We start from the raw sequence: 20,741 nt of genomic DNA, 5'->3' as shown, positions 1-20,741 counted from the left end.
TATACTGGGATTTCTAATGATCATGAATTGCGCTCAAAACGCCGCTATCGGACAGTCTTTGCCTGATAGTACCAGTTTAAAAGTTGACCGGCTGTTTGCCAGATGGAACAGTCCGAACACTCCGGGCTGTGTCGTTGGCATCATACAAGGTGATAAAATCGTATACGGAAAGGGTTTTGGCTTGGCGAGTATGGAGGATAGCACCCTAAATACACCATCCAGCGTTTATTACATGTGTTCAGTGTCCAAACAGTTTGCAGGTTACGCCATTGCGCTGCTTGCAAATGAAGGAAAGATCAATCTCGATGATGATATTCATACCTACCTTCCATGGATGTCTGACTTTGGCGGAAAGAAGATCATCGTCAGAAATCTGTTAAGCCATACCAGCGGAATCCGGGACGATATCGGTCTTTCTCAGTACTTTGGATTGGGTATTAACGGTATGCTTACCCAGGATTTAGCGATTAACATTCTGAAAAGACAGCACAGTTTAAATTTTACACCGGGAGAGAAATTTTCTTATTCCAACTCCAATTATGTGCTGCTCTCGGAGATCGTTAAAAAGGTAAGCGGGAAAACTTTTCGTAAATATGTTGATTCTGCTATTTTCAGGCCCCTTGGAATGACTTCAAGTGCTTTCATCGATGAGCATAGTGAAATTATTAGAAACAGAGCATATTCTTATAATTTGGATCAGGGTGTTTATCACAACGCAAACCATAATGTTTATACCATGGGAGACGGAGGGCTGTTTACTAACATCAATGATATGGCAAAATGGGTCAGCAATTTCTATCAACCCAAAGCAGGGACCCAGAAGGATATTGACCTGATGACCACTTCCGGAAAGTTAAACGATGGCAAACTGATAACATATGCAATGGGTATAGATGTGGTCCAGCATAGAGGATACAAGCGTTTGATTCACAACGGCGGGCTGGCGGGTTACCGGACGGTCATTGCAGTTTATCCTGAACTGAAGACGGGCTTTTTAGTGTTTGGGAATGGGGGTGACCGGGATGTATATAATAAAATTAACGAGCTTGCAGAACTTTTAATCCCGGACCGATCTGTGAAGGAAAGGCAGCCGGTGGTTCAGAATGATCCTGTTATCGTATTAAAAGACTCAATGGATTTGAAAAAGTGGGCCGGCAATTACATTGCGAAAAACGGCTACAGTGTCGCTATATCCTATAAAGCGGGAAAACTATATGCTGCTGGCAGTTCGGAACTGGCTGCCGAGGCGCCTGGTCTGTTTCACATGACGGCCCGCACTTCTGTAAAGTATAAATTCAGCATTGATGCTAAAACAAAACAGGTGAGGGCTAGCTTAAGCAGTCCGGCGCTTTCAAAATCTATTGATATGTCCCGTACTCAGGAAGTTTCCTTTTCCATATCCATGTTGCAGGCTTATGCAGGCAATTATGTATCTGAGGAACTGGAATGTGTTTTTAAAATCGAGGTCAAAGAAAACAGCCTTTGGATTTCTGGTAAGTACAATGCTCCAGCCAAGGTCAGGTTTGCAGGTCTGGAGCACATGTTTACAGAAAGTGATTTATTGAGCCATTTGCTGATCAGGCGGGATGCGAAAAACAAGATCACTGGCTTTGAGCTGAGCAGCGGAGATACTTCCGGACTGGTGTTTAGGAAAATTTAAGTATGGAGGATGGGACTTCTGTTATGATCTTAATAGTGCCCTCCGGGGTAAAAAACGGAACAATTGGCCCTTTCTAATTCTTGTTCCAGATCAGGTGTGCTTACAGATCAAGTCATTTTTTGAACATTCTAAGCCGGGCTTTTTTTAACATATTATGTAACATTAAATTAGCAAAGCCGTCAGATGCTAGCAGCCCACGAAAGGGCTCAAATACTTAAGGATTTACTTAATTAAAAAAGGATATATGGGATTATTCTCCGCTCTGATGGGCAATGCTGGTGCGGTAAGCACAGATGATTTAAAGAAAAACTTTGGCACCTTATTAATTGATAACGAAGAAATCGAACTGGGATTCAAGCTGCTCAGGGATACTTTTATATTTACCAGTAAGCGGCTGATCATTGTAGATATACAGGGTCTTACCGGCAGTAAAACTGAGTATGTGTCTGTGGCTTACAAGTCGATCTCCAGGTTTAGTGTAGAAACTGCCGGTACTTTTGATCTGGATGCGGAATTGAAAATATGGATCTCCAGTGAACCGCTTCCGAGTATCAGGAAGAAGTTCAATAAATCTGTTAATGTTTTTGAAGTGCAGAAGGTATTGGCTTTTCATGTGCTGGGGTAAGATTTTTTATATGCAGCAGGGTTAATATTCTGCTTTGTTAATTCTATTATTCTGTTTTGCTGTTATGAGTTAAAAAGCAAATCATTATTGGGATTTTATGGGCTGTACTGGCGGCAATATTAGAAGCATTGGCAATCGTATGATAAAAGCGGGATTAAAAAATGTGGATTTAAGTCTTGTCTTTGCCATTCAGACTCTACTGATTTTCATTATTGCCTGGTCGGTTGTAGTTTTTCAGGTTAACTACAGCGGTTAGAAACCTGGATATTTCTGCTTTCGGCCGGAGTATGCACTTCGCTTTCTGCGCTTTTCTCTTATAAAGCCTTGTCTATAGGCCAGGCCTCGTATGTAACCGCTATCGAAAGAACTTTCCTGGTGATGGCAGTTGTAATGTGGATAATTTTTTAAAAGAGAAACTGATCTGGCAGATCCTGGTAGGCGGGACGGTGATGATTGCCGGGGCCGTGATGATCGCCTTATCAGATTCCGCAGATTGATCGAAGTTCAGATCTAAGAAGTGGATGGTAGATTTCTATAAATAAAATTTGGAGCTGTTGCAGGCATCAGCGAGTTTAGTCTATCACCAACTATATTTTTGCACCTCAATTCGCCGTTCAATAACGAACAGGCAAGTGTTCAGTTTCAAACACCTGGAATAAAAAAACTAGTTCCACATGCCTTAAATGTATGCCATTTATAATGGCAATCTTCTTGCAAGCTGAATCAAAACCAATTGTTATGTTTAAGAACTACCTACTTACCGCTTTTAGAAATTTTAAACGTAATAAGCTTTACACGACCATCAATGTTTTTGGTTTGGGTCTGGGAATTGCCTGTGCAGCACTGATTTTTTCGCTCATCAAATACAATTTAACCTTTGATAATTTCCATCCGAAATCCGGAAGAATATTTAGGATCACTACGGAATTAAATATTGGAGAAAAGAAATACATTAAAGGAGTGCCTTCGCCACTTGCCGCCGCTTTCCGAAGTGACTACCCCTATGCCGAAAAAATAGCTTCTGTTTATAATTCAACCCAGCAACTGGTTTCTGTTAAAGATGCTTCAGGGGATAAAAAATTTGAAGAGGATGTTGCATTTGCCGAACCGTCATTTTTTGAGCTGTTTGATTTTCCTTTAGTTAAAGGCAATCAGCGCACGATTTTGACTGACCCACGCTCAGCGATAATTACAGAAAAATTAGCCAGAAAGTATTTTGCAGGTTCCGACCCAATTGGTCAAACCATCCGCGTTGCCAATACCCTGGATTTTACGGTAACAGGTATTTTAAAAGATCTGCCTGTCAATACCGACTTCACACAGCAAATTTACCTGCCTTTCGTCAGTCTGAAAGTCCTCCAGCCCTGGGTGGTCACAAGTGAATGGAGAAACGTTAACAATGATATGCAATGCTTTTTGAGACTTAAACCGGGCGTCTCTTCAGCTGATGTCAATAAAATATTTCCATCCTTTTCACTTAAATATTACGCAAACAAAGATGCAAAAGAGTGGCAGTTTCAGCTTCAGCCCCTGGCTGATATCCACCTGAATACCGATTACGGGGCCTTTTTTGGCAAAGATAGCCTGATTGCTTTGGGGTGTATAGGCTTGTTTTTAGTGCTTGCTGCCTGTATTAATTTCATCAACCTGGCTACTGCCCAGGCCATCAGCCGATCAAAGGAAATCGGAGTGCGCAAGGTATTGGGGAGCACCCGTCCACAACTCTTCTGGCAATTTATTGTTGAAACCGCATTGATTAGTATACTGGCTTTAGTAGCCGCGCTGGTAATTTCCGAAATGGCAATGCCCGCTGTAAATCAGCTTTTTAATACCCAAATTCAAATTGATTTGATCAACGACCCTTATCTTTTAATCTTCCTGATGGTCTTATTGGTTTTTATGATATTTTCTTCTGGATTTTACCCGGGCCTGGTCCTGGCTGGCATCCAGCCGGTGCTGGCACTAAAAGGAAAGATCTCACACAGCAGTTCGGGATCTGTTTCGCTCAGAAAAGGACTGGTGATCACCCAATTTGCCATTTCTCAGTTATTGATTATTGGTACCATTGTCATTGTAAATCAGATGAATTATGCCCAGCAGGCAAGTATGGGATTTGCCAAAAACGGAATTATGATGCTGCCTGTACCCGATAATCAACCCGCTAAGATCAGAACAGTCAAAGAACAACTTTTAAAGATAGCAGGAGTGAACGATCTCACATTTTGCTATGCGCCACCTGCACAGGAACGGGCAAGCGCTTCCAGGATAAAATTTGGATCCCGGCCGGAAAACGAAAAATTCAGCATCTCCTGCAGGTATGCAGACAACAGTTATGCTTCTTTTTTCGGTATCGGCATTCTTGCGGGTAGAAATATAAAACCTGCAGATACGGTAAAAGAATTTCTGATCAATGCTGCAACTGTTAAAATGCTTGGACTAAAATCAAATGAAGATGCGCTCGGGAAAACGGCGGTGATAAACGGATATACCGGTACCATAGTAGGGGTAATGAAAGATTTTCACAATAAGTCCTTCCATTCCGCTATCGAGCCCTTAGCGCTGACCAGTTTCCATGTATGGTATGGGCAGTGTGCATTAAAAATAGACATGCAAAACATGAAATCTACGCTTTCGCAAGTAGAAAGTGTTTGGAAACAAGCTTTTCCTAACAGTCTTTATAAGCAGGATTTTTTGGATGATAGGATAGCAAAACTCTATGAAACAGATAACGTGATGATGAAATTAATCCAGATTTTCACCTTTATAGCTGTATTTATTGGCTGCCTGAGCTTATATGGCCTGGTTTCGTTCATGGCTGCTCAAAAGAGAAAAGAAGTGGCAGTACGTAAAGTACTGGGTGCGAGCGTCGAAAGTATAGTTTTTTTATTTGGAAAAGAATTTGGCAGGTTAATGCTGATCGCATTTATGATCGCCGCTCCTTTTGGGTGGTGGGTAATGCACCGCTGGCTGGATAACTTTGCGTACAGGATTGACATCGGTGGAGGTGTTTTTTTACTGGCCCTGGTAATTACATTTTCAATTGTCGCGCTAACGGTAGGTTATAAATCAGTAAGAACGGCACTTGCTGACCCTGCCAGGTCACTGAAATCTGAATAGTTCTCTATAGATAAGGATCATTTTTGCAGCAGCGTTAAAGGCCAATAGTGACCATATTATTCTTGCGCAGTGATGAAAATTTTAACGTAAAACAATTTGGGATTTTCAGCGTTTATTTTACTGAGAGCGTTAATTTAGATAAAGAAAAGCGGGAGTGGTCGGAAGGACTTTCCCGCTTTCTTTTTATCAGGGGTTTAACAGCTGATAAGCTAATGTTTTATGGCTTGGTGGAAGGTTTCGGGGCTGATAAAGCAAAATCCTTTTACCGAATATCGATGAACTTATAGGCCAGAGGTAAGATTGAACTGACTCAATTTGCTGATCAAATTAAATATGGGATCATTGTCGCTGCTTTTTTATTGGCAGCAGGGTGTCGCTTTTTATGAAACTTAATGCCACCTGTAGTGTTAAAGCTGTAAATAGCACAGTATGAATGAAGAACCAAAGCATATTCAGGGAAATAATGGTGAATCTGGTCACGTTGAGGGACCTGCGGGTGGCCATGTTGACTTTGAAGGAGTTGAAAAGTCTTCCCTGCTTTATCCATTGGATCAGCACTCCGAACGTTCCGGTAGTGACTCCGGCTTCCAGGTGGAAGATCTGGGCTTAAATTCTGATGGCACCAATCCGGGGACAGAATATGAAGCTTCCGGAATTGAAGAACCTGAAGAGGATTTACCAGCGCATACTGACCTGGATGAAAACGGGCCTGAACGTGATTTGCTGGATGATGAGCGTGATGGTTATGCGTGAATTTCAGGATAAGTATAAGTTTTCCCGATATACTGCGTTATATTGGCACCTATGAGCTTACCGCTGCGCATTACCTTTGAGGATAATGATTATACCATCTTTGTTTTAACAAAATCTATTGACAAACAAACTACCCTGATCAGGATCAGTCTTGATGGACGGGAATATGAACTGGCTCCAAATGCCAGGGGGGAGTGGAATGTAAATGATGCTACCGTTCACGATCAGCCGGGGTTATTGAAGGCGATTGCTAGGAATGTGGCGCTGCGGTACAGGCTGTAATTGTGTTAGGTTTCTTTTAGGGCAGGGGAGGTGGCAGGGCTGAAATTATAATTGGGATAATATAAATCCGGGATAAGAAAAGAAGGTTGTAAGTATTAAATTTTCGGAATTGTGGCTGAAGGTAGTTATTGTTCTGATAACAACTATTTTTCTAAACATATTACTTGAAAACACGTGCTGACCTAAAGAAAGTCGAAATAAAACAAATGTAATTTGCCAGGGGCAAATTCTACTGACAACAAATCTAGTGTGATGCCTACCTCATAAAAGGCCAATGTTCTGGAGAATCTTCTTGTGATTAGGCCAGTGGTTTTATTTTCATGTCGTTGTCAATTTCCATAAGGCCCTTCGAGTTAACGAGGTATACCGAACAGGTGTCCGAACTGAAACCATGGTTCTGATATCTTATGTGCCACTATCTTAATGCGCTTATCTCCAATGCCGGTGCGGATCTGCTCCAGCTTTTCATCCCCAATCTCACCCTCTTTATAAGCCAGCAAAAGTACATCAGGCTTAATGTGCCTACCGATCCAGATCAGTTGTTTAATCTGATCACCTTTAAAGGCTTTTGCCTGAACTTTGGCTTCCCCCAACACCAACTTCCCACTTTGAAGGGCGACAATATCCACATCAGTCATTGCTTTTACTTGATTATCCTCCCCAGCTTCCGGGTTGATCACGTATTCAATATCTAGGCTTGGCGAAAAGCCAAAGCTGCTGTAGGCGTTTTCTATGTCGCTTCTCAAATCTTCGAGCGTTTTTAGCACCACATAATTCCCATAAAACTCCTTTGTCCTTTTTACCGGATCACTCATCAGGTTGTTCAGTATGACATCGTTCACCCGGTAATAGAATTCACTTTCCGCCTGAGGGCTGACCGGATGGTCACATCCTCTGCAATTCATCCGGTGACTGAGTTCCTTCAAAGGATACCATAGCCTGGAGCTGCAGTGAGGGCATTTCACGTTGAGGCCGATAAATATGGCTTCCAGCTCTACAAAGCTATCCAAGGTAGGTAAAAGGTCCTTGTCGCTTTCTTCTTTAACGGCGGTTGCTATAAATTCATCAGTTAGCGACAGATCGCTGTCCTGGAAATTCTCGCCGATTTTATCCTGGTATTTATAGTAGATGAGTTTTAATTCGTACTCCAGGTCTTTTAAAGAGAAAATGCCGTTTCCTTTCAATACTTTACTGCAAAGTATTTCTGGTTCTACTTTGGCTTGATCTCTGGGCTGATCTGTTCTATCGTTTTGATCCGTCAACAGGGCCTCCACTGATTTATAGCCGGACGTTCCGGTGAATGCTTCCAGCCAGAATTTGTCCATGACATCTCTGCGGATCAGGTTCCAGTCACCTTTGAACAATTTCAGAAAGGCCGAAAGCTTAGTTCCTGCGTCACTTATACTAGCGCTTATCAATCCTTCAGTACGTTCCAGCGTGCCCGCAACATGGCGAATCTGAATTCTGGAGCTCAGGATCTCCTCGGTTTCCGGCACCCTGATGTCGATGCCATGAACGGTATGATTGATAGAAAACGAGAGATCATGAAGACGGTTTACCCTGCCGGGTGTGCTGCTGACACTTTTGCGGAGCAGGTAATTGTAAGGAAATTTAATTTTGTTTACATCCCTGTTTTTATCCTGGATGATACGGATATCCAGTTCGTAAGTTCCGGTAGCCTGATTCAGGGCTACAGGTCCCTGATTTCGGATGTCTATGAAGTCCTCATCTCCCTTGATCAGGGTTTTAATCCAGTCGGTGTCGTCTACTTGCCTTATCTGTTCAAAAGCATAAGGAAAAGTAGCTTTCGCTTTCACGTTTAATTTTATTCCATTCCCCAGAGCATTAAATGTGTCCTTAATCTTTTCAAGGTGCTCTTTATCCAGACTCCGGGAGCTCAGATCAACTGTAGTCTCTTCGGATATTTGCTTTAGTGTCGAAAGGAAAAACGGATTATTCTTGAGCTCATCGAGTTCGCTAATACTGACGATCATCTGACAGATCTTTTTACCTGGCGTCTGGTAAACTTTCCGGTTCCAAAAGTATAACAGATCATCAAAGCAATCGTCACCCTCATAAATCACCAGTTCGAAATTATTTGCGCTCCAGGCATTTTCAGCATTCAGTATTTCGTTTGTGACCATCATCCCTGAAAGCAGGTTTTTAGAATACCAGTACCTGGAGTACATCTGGGAAAGAATCTGGTCAATGTTTTCTGCGCCAATCCAAGCGGTGTTAAAGTCCTGTACATATCGCTGGTCTTCAACATAATGTGGACGCACACCAAAGTTAAGTCCATAAAACGTGCACATATGGTGATCCAGGTTGTGGGCGTAGTACGCTAAAGATATATGCCTTCGTTCGCTGGATGCCTTAAAATATTCTTCCAGAAAAGCGTACGCGTTTACTCCCTGGAAATTCCAAATTCTGTTGGCTTGCAATTCCTTGTACTCCCTTGGGTGAATGTCAATAGCTTGTTCCTTCAGAAGCTCCAGAGCAATTCCCTCACTGTAATACACCAGATCAGGGTCTACCTGTTCCAAAATGCCGACCCAGTTTTCCTCGACCTGAGAATCACTGACAGGTATGATGGGATTGTAGCTTCCACCCCAAAGGTCGTAATTGTCCGCAATCAGCTTCGCTAGATTTTTCGATTCAAAAGACCTGTCAACCAGAAACGCGATCCTGGTATTTCTAACCCTGCTGTAGATGCTGTTTTTTATGATATCCATTTACGATAGTAATTTGAGTTGAAAAATAACCAAAAGTTCCCGTATTGGCTGCCCACACTAATGCGCTTGAGGAAAACGACTCATATTGTTGAAATCTTTTGTATATTTTCGTTCGATAAATTGCTTTCAAAGATTAATCATGCGAACAACCCATGACGGTATAGACTTAATTAAAGCCTGCCCAAGTTGCGATAGGTTTATACCGATTGCAGACACTGCATGCAGCTTCTGTGGCTATGTTTATGAACCCATCGTATTAGACCCTGAGGAACAGGCCTGGAGCTATACCTATACTGTAGAACTGATCAATGACGCCTTTTTCAGATTGGAAAACTTCGGCAAAGGAGATGTCAATACCTACAGTTCTTCTCCTTTCGGGCGCATGTTTTCCATCATTTTTCACAAGACTAGGATCCCTGAAAATCAGACTCGGAAAAACTACAAAAGACTTAATCAGTACTATGCGCTGACCGGACAGCTGGCTACTGATTTTGATAAAAGTAACTTTGAAAACAGTGACGCATATAAGAATAAGGACTTTGTTGAAGACTTGGAAGACATTACCTATATCAATTCAGACCGCTATTGGGAATTCCTGGAATTTGAAATGCCAGGTAAAAAAGAGCGACTTTCAATCACTGATCTGATGGAGGAGGAAATTATATTTGAAGACGCTGGCCCAGAATTCAGCAATTATAAAATTGAAAACAGTATGTATGATGACTTTGATCGGGTCCGAAATGGCGAGCTGACCGAACTTGAACGGTATAATCTTGCAGAGAAACTTACTGACAACTTTAAGCTGGAAAAATTAAAGTTGCTTCATAAGGACTTTGATTATTACCTGTTTTTAGAACAGGAAGAAATGGAGTCACGATTCAGCATCGAGGAGACCTATGCCGAAATTAATAGGCGCAAAGAAAAAGGGCTTGCAATCCCAATGACGCAACTTCCTATAATCAGAAAAAAAGGTGCACCTATTGATCCTGATGAAAAGCCAAAAGAAGTCCTCAATAAAGAGGCACTTCTTTTTCCCTATGAATTTTTTCATTGCTATGAGTTTAGGAAGATGCTAAACAACAAGATCCGGGAAATTGAAGACTCGCCGGAAGTCCAAGCGCAAAAAATACAAGTCGAGACAACAAGCAAACTCAGAGCGGGACTTTCCCCGCTTGGGTTTTTCGATTTAGAAACTGTCCGGAACCTATGGCCAAAGCAACAGCAGGATTTAATAAAAATGATTGCAGAAAGAGGGGTGCCTTTTGCTGTAGCACTTCTAAATGAGATCGGCGTCACGAGCCATATTTATTCAAGTATCACAAAGTCCAAATCTGGAATTCATAAAAAGTTAGCCGCCGTACTGGGCTGCCAGGAAAGAACGGTAAAAGGAAATTTGAATGTCTTAAATAAGATTTCCCGGGAAGATCGTTCACGATATACTGCGCATTTGTATCTTGATGAGGCACGTCAAATTTTGAAACAAATGAAATAGGGCGTATGCCCCATTTTTTGCCCTCGTTTGCCCTTTATTTCTTTGTATTAATAAATACGATGCAAAATGAAAGCAAGGAAACAAAAAACAAGACGAAAAGGTATCAGAAGAGGAATGCCGGACAGATTTATACAGCTAGGTAAGGTGATAGACATTGCGTACAAGTTTATCACCATCTTAACCATATTGGTTAACTTATAAATAAACAGAAATAGAAGAGTTAGGATCAGATCGGGGCAGTAGCCAAAAGTGCTTCGATCTGATATTATGATTTGATCTAATATAAGTGTTATTTTAGCATGTATGCCTTTTCTTAAAATCATTCAATAGTTAAACCTGAATTTAGCTTTATGTAAATATGGAAACATTATTGGCAAAAGATACTAGTTATGCCCACCAGTGAAGTCTAATTCAATGACTCTGTTAATGTCTAATCCTTAGCTTCATCTTCATCCGGAATAGAGATAGTGGGTGTAACCATTCCATCAATTGTCTGTTTATATTTCGTAAGTTTTAAAATACTTTTCTCTAATGTGGGTTTCAGACGCACCTTATACACATGGGCCAACAATAGCTTATCTGTAAAATCTTGATTTTCAATTTTTTTAACTAACTGACTTAGGAAGGGGATTTCACTCGTTAAACGATCGGCAAAAGATGGATCCAGATATCTAAACTGAAGTAATTCGGCTAGCGCATTTAGATCTTTTGGTTGCCAGTTAGTTAGCGCACTATCTATTGCATCATGAGTAAAACTATCAAATAATAAGGCATCCGGGGTCCGAACGTCAGGGTTTTCTGGACGTAATTCGTCCCGTAATTCTGGTAAATTATTGATGAATAAATCTTGCTTGCGCATATTTTCTGCCCCGTGATCCGCGGCTAACGTAACTTTCAATTCATCTTTAATAAAGGCGATCAGTTCTTGTAAAATCTCATTCTCATAGTTTCCGCCTGTCATCTCCAATTCTCGGTCGATATTAGCTTTTCCTGTGACAGTTTGCAGCGTTGCTATTAAACCTGACTTTAGCTTTGCTTTAATTTCATCTTGCGTCCGGTTGATGACTTCGTGAAACCCCAGTAAATACACGCCAGCATTCAAATAGGAAAGAAGGTTGTCAAAGGCACCTATTTCACAAGCGGATAAAAGTTTCTCGAGTTCGGCACCAAATTCCTCTTCAGACAGATTAAAATAACGTGAGTGCATGAAAGTACTTAAAGTCTCGTAAGCAGGTTTGATGTTTCCATCTTCGACTTTAAACCCGGCATCAAGTTCAGCGATCAGTACATCTTTGTCGATAATTTTTCCTGCAGTGATCTGGTTGTAAATTTGAGAGTGGTAGATGTAGTCCTGGGATAGCCGTGTAAAATAAAGCTTATCAAAATTTCTTACATACGACCATTCATCTCCCTGCGAGGGAGTTTCTTCAACATTATTCCCCCAAATAAACTCTCCCAGTTCGTCAGGGCTTAAAATCCCACCACTATAATCATCCAATTTCCTTTTATCTGTGTAGGTAATGCTTTTTTCCTTTTTGAATTCAACGGAAATACTTAGCGTGAATAGCCACAGGTTGCTTAGTTGGCTATTTACAACTTTATCGCTTATGTTTTTTTCTCCTTTAAGGATATTAAAGGTAATCCGGAAATGTTCGATAGCAAACTTCAGAGTTCTGATATTCTCCATTGATGTAATAAATTCCTTTTCTGCATCACTTTCTGCATTGGGCAATTTCAGGGTAGTCAGGATAAACTCTTTGTTATCTTGTAGATATGCAGCATAGTCCTGATCAGTACAGGACGCGATAATATTATCAAAAATTGATGAGAGGTCATTTGAAAAATGAACAGTTTTTTCAATAGTTTTTTCTTTGAATCGAATACCGTTTTCGATTATGGCTTCGTTTGCTATAATTAGGACTTTGTGCCCCTTATTTTCAACTAAGTCATTCACCATACCTAAAAAATCTTCCGGGTTGATCTTCTGGCTGATTCGTTCTAGATCGTCAAAGCAGATTAGTAGCTTTTTTTGCGGCAGAAATCTAAATAGATCTTCCCCGGAGCCCGAAAACAATTTGTTCACATCTACATATTTTTTTAGCCACGTAAATGATTCTAGAATATTATAGGCACCTTTTGTGATCGATGCGGTAGAAAGTGTATCATTTTCGCCAACTTTATCCAGATACGCAAAGAAGACTTTATTTGCTATGCTATTCTTATCTGAAACGCCATAAAGAGAAACCATAATAGGTATGTAATCTGTTTCGGATTCCAATTTTGGGAAAACGACATTTTTGAGATGGTAAGTTTTGCCACTGCCCCAGTTCCCTTTCACTAATAAAGCCCCATTTGTATTCATCTCCAAATGATTCTTAACGGCCTCGTATATGTCGTTGTTTGCATTCATATTTGCAGTAGTTAGGGGTTGTGTTTGGGCGGTACTAGCCTTAAAAAATTCTGAGAGCCATTTTAACATATTAACAATGCATTTGAATAAATATAAGAAAGTTCACTGAGTTGTGAAGCCTTTCGCTGTTTAGTATTATGTAACTTATGCCATCGCTCGGAACGGCTTACAAAATCAAAGATTCTTATGAAAAAGCCTTTACGGTATGTCTCTATCGGGCCTGCTGTTCTTATAAATGGATAGTAAGGTCTCCTGCCTTTGGTCATTAGCCTGCGTTAGGGTAACACAGCAATAGAGGAACATAACTAAATATATAGGCCCGATACCGGAACAATAGTTTCATTTCCGCTTTCCGGTTTTTTACCAGGTGTATAAATCCTGCCAGAACGAAGTATCATTCTGATGATCGCTACGAGTATTCGCCAGCCGGGGCTAAATATCGAAAGTATGGCGAGCATCCCCACGTATATATTTGCGAATCCCAATTCCCGGTGGCGGGGAAGCTATCGGTATCGGTGATGCCTATCACTGAGGTATGTATTGGCAGACCATACTCCACTAATTGTAAGATAGATAAAGGTTGATATCTAATAACCAGTATCAAATTCTAGATCATAAATGTTGTGAATTTTCTGTAATATTAATGTTCTAAATTAACGCGTTATGTTATTCTTAATTCTCATCCTTTTCATTAATATTCTTTTTATTCTGGTTATTATAAAGTACTTCGTCGTACTACGCAATTCGTACTTAGATGCACGACTTCGGTTGTTGAGATGGATGGCAAAGAATCTGATGGGAATAAAGGGGCGACTTTCTGTATGGTTAGATCGTTTGCAGCGTAATATCGGGTCAAAGGAGTCCACAGCAAATTTCAATTTGACACCAAAAAGAGATGCTGATCAAACAGGCCTTTACCTGGATTTACTAAATGAAAAGATTCTGGACCCGGAGACCAAAAACGTTGCATTGACCGGGCGTTACGGTTCCGGAAAAAGCAGTATTTTGAGGACACTGGAGTTAGAACATCCCGAATTTAAGTATTTAAATATTTCACTGGCGGCGTTTAATGTCGGAGATACGCCACCAGATTTGGAATCTCTACCTGTTCAATCAATTGAAAAGAAACCAAATACTCAAAACGCAAAGAAAAGCACATCTGCTCAGGAGCTTCAAATTGAGGCTATAGAATACAGTATACTTCAACAGATTTTTTACCATGTAGATCACCGGCGTATTCCGTACTCTAGATTTAAAAGGATCAAAAACTTGCCATCCTATATTCTTTTTGTGCGGTCATTATTTTTTGTAACTTGGTGTATTTCCGTTGCGTATTTAATCTTGCATGATGAGATTTTTTCAATTAAAACCGACTGGGCAAGATACATACAATGGCCTGAAGGAATACTGAAAAGCTTTCCACTGCTATTTGCAATTTTCGGAGCAATATTTATTCTATACCTGGTTTTTAGGGTGTATAACAATTCCAAATTTCACAAATTAAACCTCACCAGTGGAGAGGTAGAAATTTCGCCTGAAAATGAACTGTCAATTTTAAATCGTCACATGGACGAACTAATTTATTTTTTTGAAGCTACACGTTTTAATGTTGTTATACTGGAAGATTTGGATCGGTTCGATGATCCGGAAATATTTACACACTTAAGGGAACTCAACGCGATCATAAATAACTCCGAGCAGGTGGGGCGTAAGATCACCTTTTTATATGCGCTTAGAGATGATGTTTTTCGAAATGAAAAACGAACGAAGTTTTTTGACTTCATCATACCCGTAATCCCAGTTGTCGATACCAAGAATTCTGCGGAACAAATAAGCTCAAGACTAACAGAGATTGGCCTTACACCAGGCCTTATACCCGAAACATTTATTGCTGATATTGCTCAATACGTACAAGATATGCGGTTAATCATCAATACAATAAATGAATTTAAGCTGTATAAAACCAGACTGAATAGTTCGAATGAAGGATGTTTGCCATTATTGGCCATGATGTTTTTCAAAAATATGTATCCTAAGCAATTTGCTAGGCTTCAGGACGGTAAGGGTCTAGCATTTAAGGTTCTCAATAGTAAAAAGGCATTTATATCTAAGCTGAGTATCAAATACGATGATCAGATAAAAATGCTAAGCGATGAAATCAATAAGCTGGAAGATATTTATTTCAAGAATATAGCAGAGCTGCGGTCAGTTTATGTGTGTGAAATTCTAAAAAAACTGCCGCCATCGCAAAGAACCATTCGCATAAACAATAGCAACATTGACTTGGGCATATTGGCTGCGAATGATGATTTTGAGCTAATGGTAATTGAAGGCACCCTGCGGTCTGAACGTTCAAATGGAAGTGTCGGTACTCTAGGTACATTTAGTGAGATTGAAAAAGCAGTTGACGGTGATCAGGGATATTCTAAACGGCTAAAAGATTTAAAAGAAAGGGTTGAAAACAAGACTGGCAAACTACTGCGTCAGCGATCTGAAGCCCAAGCAGCATCAGACGCGATAAGGAAATTAAGTTTGCAAGAAATATTAAGTCAAAGTTCGATGGTGGAGCTTTCCCCGGAACTTTCAGGAAACGCCCTGCTTACATTTTTGGTTGCGAGTGGATATATAACGGAAGACTACCACTATTACCTTTCCTATTTCCTACCTGGAAGTTTAAGCCTACCTGATATGGAGTTTTTCTTTGCCGTAAAGGAAGGCAGATTTTTAGGTTATGACCATAAGCTCGATAAACTTGAAACTTTATTAAACAGACTGGCACTCCGTGATTTTAGTTCGGTCAATGTCCTTAATAATTCGTTGATAAATCATCTGCTTAGCTCAAAATCACGAGAGCAAGAATTGAAAAGTGTACTGGCTATTTTGGCAAATGATAGTGATAAGTCGCTTGCTTTCATTGAGCAGTATTTTCGCCTAGGCGGGTCACGAGAGCTTTTCACGAAAGAACTGGGGAGATACTGGAAACGTATGTATGTTTGGAGCAAAAATGATGCAAAATTACCTCCTGAAAAGCAATTGGAATACCTAGGCTGGATTTTGAAGTACTGCCGGCTCGAAGACTTACCGTCCTTAGACGTGAATGGGTCACTTAGCGAGTTCTTGGGTGAAATGCCTGATTTTGTATCCTGGATCAGGGCTGTTGTCGATGACGAACATGCTATAAAAATCATATCAAAACTTGAAGTTGCATTCGATAGGCTGACGGATCTTGAACAAGGTGATATCATAGTGGAATACATTTATGTCCACAACCATTATTTTTTAAATCCACATATGATTTCCGCATTAACAATATTTCAAAATAAAGATGTAGACAGAGAGGATCTGAAACGTTCATTGCTAACCACGGTCAGGTTAAATGGCTTGGATGAAATGCTAGGATATATTGAAGAATATATGAACGAATATATTATTCATGTTTTCAAGGAACTTCCTGACAATAAGTTTGAGGACGAGGATACCATTTTATTTATGCTTGATCCGGCAGTGGTTACAGATGACTTACGTTTAGAGGTGCTGAATCAGTCAGAAATTAAATTTTCTGACATACAAAAAGTAAACGATTCCTTATGGGAGTTGGTGATCAAGAATTCTAAAGTAGCTCCAACATGGTTGAATGTGTATCACATTTATAAAAAGAGCGATAGCTTTGATAAGACATTACTCGGATTTCTAAATACAGAATACAATTACAGACAACTGGCTGATCATGAATTAGCCGCTGAGTTAGTGCCCGACAAAATTGCAGTTACTAAATTTGCGCAAGAACTGATGTTGCAGAATGAAATTTCCGAGGTAGCCTTAGATAGTTTATTAAAGGGGTATAAAATTTACTTTGACAATGTACCACTTGAGGGTTATGAACGAAGCCGTGTAGAGATTATGCTCCAACATAACCGCTTTTACTTCCGAGAGGAGCTCTTTGAACAACTGCAAAATAATTTCTCTGGCCTGCAAAAAATTTATGTGGAATTCAATTGGGATGATTTTTTAACCGAGATTGATTCCCTTGTCTTAATGGCCGCAGACTACGAACTTTTATTATCTTCAAATGACCTTGAAAATGAACAATTAGCTATTCTGGCAGGAAGAATTACTCCAGATCTTTTAAACGACAGTCGAGCACTTTCCCTGACTTTTGCAAAAGTAATTAACGAACAAGGCATACTAGCTGCAATTAGCTACAGCATAATGGACGTGGTTTTTCGGCAGATTGACTCCGTGGACCTTAAGATAGACCTGCTAAATACTTATTTTTATCAGTACAATGAAAATGAGATTTCGAATTTGCTGATATTAATGGGTGGGAAATGGAAGGAAATCATCTCTTACAAGAACCCACGTTTCGACAACAGCGACTCTATTCTGAGTTTATTGAAAAGACTAAAGCAAGCAAAGATATATGTAACAAAGGTGGATTCTAAAGGAGCTAAAATCCATGTATATACCAAAACAAAACCTAAATCGTAACAATTTTAGAGAGATGAAATTGAAAGTTGGAATGCTGATTTCATTTATTCCATAATAACTGCAAGGGGCTTTTGTGATTGAAAATATGCTGATAAGGAGCTGGCAAAAGAAGAAAAATAATCCTGCTTGTCCCAACCCCTTTAATATCATACTATTGACTATTGTGCGTCAGCATGATCACTTCCCCGGTATCCTGGTACTTATTTTTCAGTTCATCCAATAGCTCGTACGCACCAATTAGCTTTCGCTGTAAATCCATACATTCCTTACAACTCTCATCCAGTTTGGTCTTTAAGCTGTTCAGTTCTCCCCTCAGGCACAAATGACTTTCATCCCCGGTAAGCAGCGCCTCAGTGGATACGCCGAACAAAGCGGAAATTTGTTTTAGCCTGGTGATGTTAATGTCAGTAAGGCCGGTCTCAATTTTACAATAGGCCGGAATGGATATGCCAAGTTCATAAGCAATCTGCGACTGTGTTTTAAACTGTTTCTGCCTCAGCTGCCGTATGCGGAAGCCCAGGTCATTGTTTTTATTTTTCATGTAAGTCTTAATATTTAGTTTTTAAATTCCCCAAGATCAGGCCCCGTACAGCCTCACTTCTTCCAGCATTTTCTCCAGTTTTTCTTCCAACGGTTTATAATTCACCTCGATCTTGGCGTACAGTTTACTCTTTACGCTGATACCGGAAGGAGAGGTGCCGTTCTTGGTCTTAAAGTTATAAGCGATCTTATCCGAGAAGATGTCCAGCGTAGGTTCGGTATAGATGCCATGATCATATTGCAGCTTTTGCCAGAACGCCAGCTGCGCGGAATTCAGATCAGTCTGCAAACTGAACCTATTCTGATCCGGCACATCTGATTCTTTAGAGAGTATCCCGTATTCCCGCTTCATTTCCAGGTCGATCCATTTGACCAGTTCGGCAACAATGGTCATTTTACCGGGCAAATAACTCAGGTCGGTCCTTGAGCTGATCTGCCCGATGGCGGTCTGCGCTTCCAGCAGCAGGTTGATGCGGATCATTTCGGGCTGACCCTCTGTCCGCTTTTTTAAGACCTCCGAGCAGTAGGCGCAAAACCTAGGATGGTTCATGCCCAGCCCTACAAGCAGGTCCATGACATCGGACTGGTTCCCTAAGCCCTGGAAAGATTCAGATTCCAGTTTGGCAGCATACAGATTCAGATACTCATAATCATACCAGCTCATTTCATTACCCGCCAGTCCGAATTCCTTAAAAGGGATATGTATGATGTCCGTTAAAAAGGGATGCGCGCCCAGTTTCTCCAGGTTCTTTTTGATCAGCTGCCATTTCTCGTTGAACCGCAGTGCTGCATTTTTGCAGAACAGTTTGGGAAGGGTAACCCCGTCAGGGATCACGTCCCCGAATGTTTTACTGACTGATAAGATCAGTTCCACGATCAGTTCGGCATCAGCATTTGTTTTACGGTCCGGCTGATAAAGCAAGTCGCAGACCTCGGTGAGTTTGGTCATGCAGGTCTTAATGTAACTCAGGATCTGCGTATCGTTAGAAAGGCCCATCACATGGTGGGGAATAGAACGACTGAGTTTTTTGGTCTCACTTTTCAGCACAGCATCCGCCGGCGCAGTTTCTGGTTTTGAAGAGGCTAATAATTGAGCGGCGAAGGTCTCCAGCAGCTCAAACTGGTAATTCATCATAGGTGAAGATTGGGTTTGTTGACTTTTAATAGGGGGATTTTCAATGGCCTTTTCACAGGCCCAGGTTATGATATGATCAATGGCACCAAGCAACTCAATCTGATCAGAAGGCAGGTTCAGGTCAATTCCGGAGACTTTACTGTTACCGGTCCTCGCCTGCAGGATCATAAAGTAAGTGCCGCCCAATAGCAAAGCAATGACTGCCCGGAAGTTGATGCCGGTTCCGGAAAAATAATGATCGGTGAACTGAAAGAGTTTCTCTCCGTGATCCTCTCTTTCGTTGGATATTTCGGACACCAGCGCGTTGGCTTCACTGATCTGCCACAGGATGATATTCTGCATTTCCGGGTTGCCGTGAAAGAACTTAAAATTCTCCTGCATTAAAGCAATGAAGATTTCCTGCACTTCTAAAATCCCCGAGGAATCAGTGAGCACAAAGCGCTCAAAGAAAGGCATCCAGTAATCTTTCTCGGAAATGTAAGCGCGCTGCAATCCCGCCAGATCGGTGAAGTACCTTGCGATCAAGGTCTTGTCCTTCCCGGTCTGGCGGGCGATCCGGTTTACTTTCAGCCCGCCAAAACCTTCTTTGCGCAGGATGGTTCCGATGGCGTTTAAAAACTGGCGCATCGTACTTTCCTTGTCCCTGGTCCTGATTCTTTTGCGGGGTGTTGCCATTTATAAGTTACTGTTTATCTATTCAAAATTTTTGATGCTGGATTTGGTGACTACCCATTCCCAGGCGTTCAGCACTTTATCCAGCTGCTCGGTGGTGTGGGTAGCCATGACTGACATGCGGATGCGGGCATCTTTTCGCGATACCGCAGGATAGTTGATCTGGTTGGCGTAGATGCCTGCTTCCAGCAGCAGCTTACAGATCTCTGCGTTGGCAGTGATGTTACCCACTTTTACCGGCAGGATTGCAGAAGCAGTTGGCCCGATGTTCAGTCCCAATGACAGCAGGCCGCTGCGCAGGTAATCGGTGTTTTCCCTGAGCCGGTCCATCCAAAAAGGTTCCTCATCTACAAGGTCAATCGCTTTAGAAATGCAGACGGAAGCGGGAGAGGCGGTTGCGGAGAACAAATGCTGGCGCGACTGGAATTTCAGGAAGTTGATCAGTTCGGGCTCAGCCACTAGGTATCCCCCGATGTGCCCGAAGGTTTTAGAGAAGGTGCCGGTAATGATGTCCACTTCCTGGTAGAGCTGCTGCAATTCGATCACGCCCCTGCCTGTTTTTCCGATCACGCCTGTTCCGTGGGCATCGTCCAATACCGAGTAAGCGCCGTACTGTTTGCACAGGGTGACGATCTCGGCCAGTGGGGCCAGGTCCCCGTCCTGGGAGTATACGCCATCAATAATAACCATGCGGGTGCGGTATTTCCCGGCTGTTGTTTTTAGGATCCGTTCCAGTGCTTCCAGGTTGTTATGGGGGAATGTTTTTTTGTTGGTGAGGATGCAGCCTTCGTAGACGCTGGCGTGTACGGCGGTGTCCAGGATGGCCAGGTCTTCT

At 41.4% G+C, this 20,741-nt stretch carries 13 protein-coding genes; 7 read left to right on the top strand and 6 right to left on the bottom strand.

Annotated features, from left to right (window positions below; translation table 11 throughout):
- From VK541_RS05400 to VK541_RS05380, 5 genes are all read left to right on the top strand, one after another.
- On the top strand, positions 1 to 1,660 hold a 1,660-nt coding region (locus VK541_RS05400; protein ID WP_324367682.1), incomplete at its 5' end, for a serine hydrolase domain-containing protein.
- Positions 1,661 to 1,904: 244 nt separating this feature from the next.
- The gene (locus tag VK541_RS05395; RefSeq protein WP_324367680.1) at positions 1,905 to 2,285 is read left to right on the top strand and encodes a PH domain-containing protein; all 381 of its coding nucleotides are present in this window, start codon (positions 1,905 to 1,907) and stop codon (positions 2,283 to 2,285) included.
- Positions 2,286 to 3,023: 738 nt separating this feature from the next.
- Positions 3,024 to 5,402: an ABC transporter permease gene (locus VK541_RS05390; protein ID WP_324367678.1), complete on the top strand. Its 2,379-nt coding sequence runs from the start codon at positions 3,024 to 3,026 to the stop codon at positions 5,400 to 5,402.
- Between the two features lie 429 nt (positions 5,403 to 5,831).
- A complete protein-coding gene (locus tag VK541_RS05385) occupies positions 5,832 to 6,155 on the top strand; it encodes a hypothetical protein (protein WP_324367676.1) in 324 nt (107 codons plus the stop codon).
- Positions 6,156 to 6,206: 51 nt separating this feature from the next.
- Positions 6,207 to 6,437 (top strand): hypothetical protein, encoded by a 231-nt coding sequence (locus VK541_RS05380; protein ID WP_324367674.1) that lies wholly within the window; start codon positions 6,207 to 6,209, stop codon positions 6,435 to 6,437.
- Positions 6,438 to 6,790: 353 nt separating this feature from the next.
- Here VK541_RS05380 and VK541_RS05375 read toward each other — a convergent pair whose 3' ends face one another.
- Positions 6,791 to 9,169, bottom strand: a complete 2,379-nt coding sequence (locus tag VK541_RS05375; protein ID WP_324367672.1) for a hypothetical protein — start codon at positions 9,167 to 9,169, stop codon at positions 6,791 to 6,793.
- 139 nt (positions 9,170 to 9,308) lie between these two features.
- Between VK541_RS05375 and VK541_RS05370 the strand changes: the two genes are divergently transcribed.
- The gene (locus tag VK541_RS05370) at positions 9,309 to 10,661 is read left to right on the top strand and encodes a zinc ribbon domain-containing protein (RefSeq protein WP_324367670.1); all 1,353 of its coding nucleotides are present in this window, start codon (positions 9,309 to 9,311) and stop codon (positions 10,659 to 10,661) included.
- A gap of 430 nt (positions 10,662 to 11,091) precedes the next feature.
- Here the strand turns inward: VK541_RS05370 and VK541_RS05365 are convergent, their stop codons facing one another.
- Both VK541_RS05365 and VK541_RS05360 read right to left on the bottom strand, forming a co-directional pair.
- Positions 11,092 to 13,140, bottom strand: a complete 2,049-nt coding sequence (locus tag VK541_RS05365; RefSeq protein ID WP_324367669.1) for a hypothetical protein — start codon at positions 13,138 to 13,140, stop codon at positions 11,092 to 11,094.
- 236 nt (positions 13,141 to 13,376) lie between these two features.
- On the bottom strand, positions 13,377 to 13,529 hold the full coding sequence (locus VK541_RS05360; protein ID WP_324367667.1) for a hypothetical protein: 153 nt from the start codon (positions 13,527 to 13,529) through the stop codon (positions 13,377 to 13,379).
- A gap of 322 nt (positions 13,530 to 13,851) precedes the next feature.
- Between VK541_RS05360 and VK541_RS05355 the strand changes: the two genes are divergently transcribed.
- On the top strand, positions 13,852 to 17,559 hold the full coding sequence (locus tag VK541_RS05355; protein ID WP_324367666.1) for a hypothetical protein: 3,708 nt from the start codon (positions 13,852 to 13,854) through the stop codon (positions 17,557 to 17,559).
- A 151-nt stretch (positions 17,560 to 17,710) separates the two neighbouring features.
- Here the strand turns inward: VK541_RS05355 and VK541_RS05350 are convergent, their stop codons facing one another.
- The 3 genes from VK541_RS05350 to VK541_RS05340 form a co-directional block, all read right to left on the bottom strand.
- On the bottom strand, positions 17,711 to 18,100 hold the full coding sequence (locus VK541_RS05350; RefSeq protein ID WP_324367664.1) for a helix-turn-helix transcriptional regulator: 390 nt from the start codon (positions 18,098 to 18,100) through the stop codon (positions 17,711 to 17,713).
- Positions 18,101 to 18,136: 36 nt separating this feature from the next.
- Positions 18,137 to 19,909: a TetR/AcrR family transcriptional regulator gene (locus tag VK541_RS05345; RefSeq protein ID WP_324367662.1), complete on the bottom strand. Its 1,773-nt coding sequence runs from the start codon at positions 19,907 to 19,909 to the stop codon at positions 18,137 to 18,139.
- Between the two features lie 18 nt (positions 19,910 to 19,927).
- A partial coding sequence (locus VK541_RS05340; protein ID WP_324367660.1) for an aminotransferase class I/II-fold pyridoxal phosphate-dependent enzyme occupies positions 19,928 to 20,741 on the bottom strand: 814 nt, incomplete at its 5' end.

The organism is Pedobacter sp., assembly GCF_035317785.1.
GTDB lineage: Bacteria > Bacteroidota > Bacteroidia > Sphingobacteriales > Sphingobacteriaceae > Pedobacter.
The sequence above is the reverse complement of the archived record's forward strand: the minus strand, read 5'-3'. Positions and strand labels throughout refer to the sequence as shown.

Excerpts from the sequence above, each read along its gene's own strand:
- VK541_RS05350 (WP_324367664.1), bottom strand. The coding sequence starts at position 18,100 with ATGAAAAATAAAAACAATGACCTGGGCTTCCGCATACGGCAGCTGAGG.
- VK541_RS05375 (WP_324367672.1), bottom strand. The coding sequence starts at position 9,169 with ATGGATATCATAAAAAACAGCATCTACAGCAGGGTTAGAAATACCAGG.
- VK541_RS05355 (WP_324367666.1), top strand. The coding sequence starts at position 13,852 with ATGGCAAAGAATCTGATGGGAATAAAGGGGCGACTTTCTGTATGGTTA.
- VK541_RS05365 (WP_324367669.1), bottom strand. The coding sequence starts at position 13,140 with ATGTTAAAATGGCTCTCAGAATTTTTTAAGGCTAGTACCGCCCAAACA.
- VK541_RS05385 (WP_324367676.1), top strand. The coding sequence starts at position 5,832 with ATGAATGAAGAACCAAAGCATATTCAGGGAAATAATGGTGAATCTGGT.
- VK541_RS05345 (WP_324367662.1), bottom strand. The coding sequence starts at position 19,909 with ATGGCAACACCCCGCAAAAGAATCAGGACCAGGGACAAGGAAAGTACG.
- VK541_RS05360 (WP_324367667.1), bottom strand. The coding sequence starts at position 13,529 with ATGCTCGCCATACTTTCGATATTTAGCCCCGGCTGGCGAATACTCGTA.
- VK541_RS05395 (WP_324367680.1), top strand. The coding sequence starts at position 1,905 with ATGGGATTATTCTCCGCTCTGATGGGCAATGCTGGTGCGGTAAGCACA.
- VK541_RS05380 (WP_324367674.1), top strand. The coding sequence starts at position 6,207 with ATGAGCTTACCGCTGCGCATTACCTTTGAGGATAATGATTATACCATC.
- VK541_RS05390 (WP_324367678.1), top strand. The coding sequence starts at position 3,024 with ATGTTTAAGAACTACCTACTTACCGCTTTTAGAAATTTTAAACGTAAT.
- VK541_RS05370 (WP_324367670.1), top strand. The coding sequence starts at position 9,309 with ATGCGAACAACCCATGACGGTATAGACTTAATTAAAGCCTGCCCAAGT.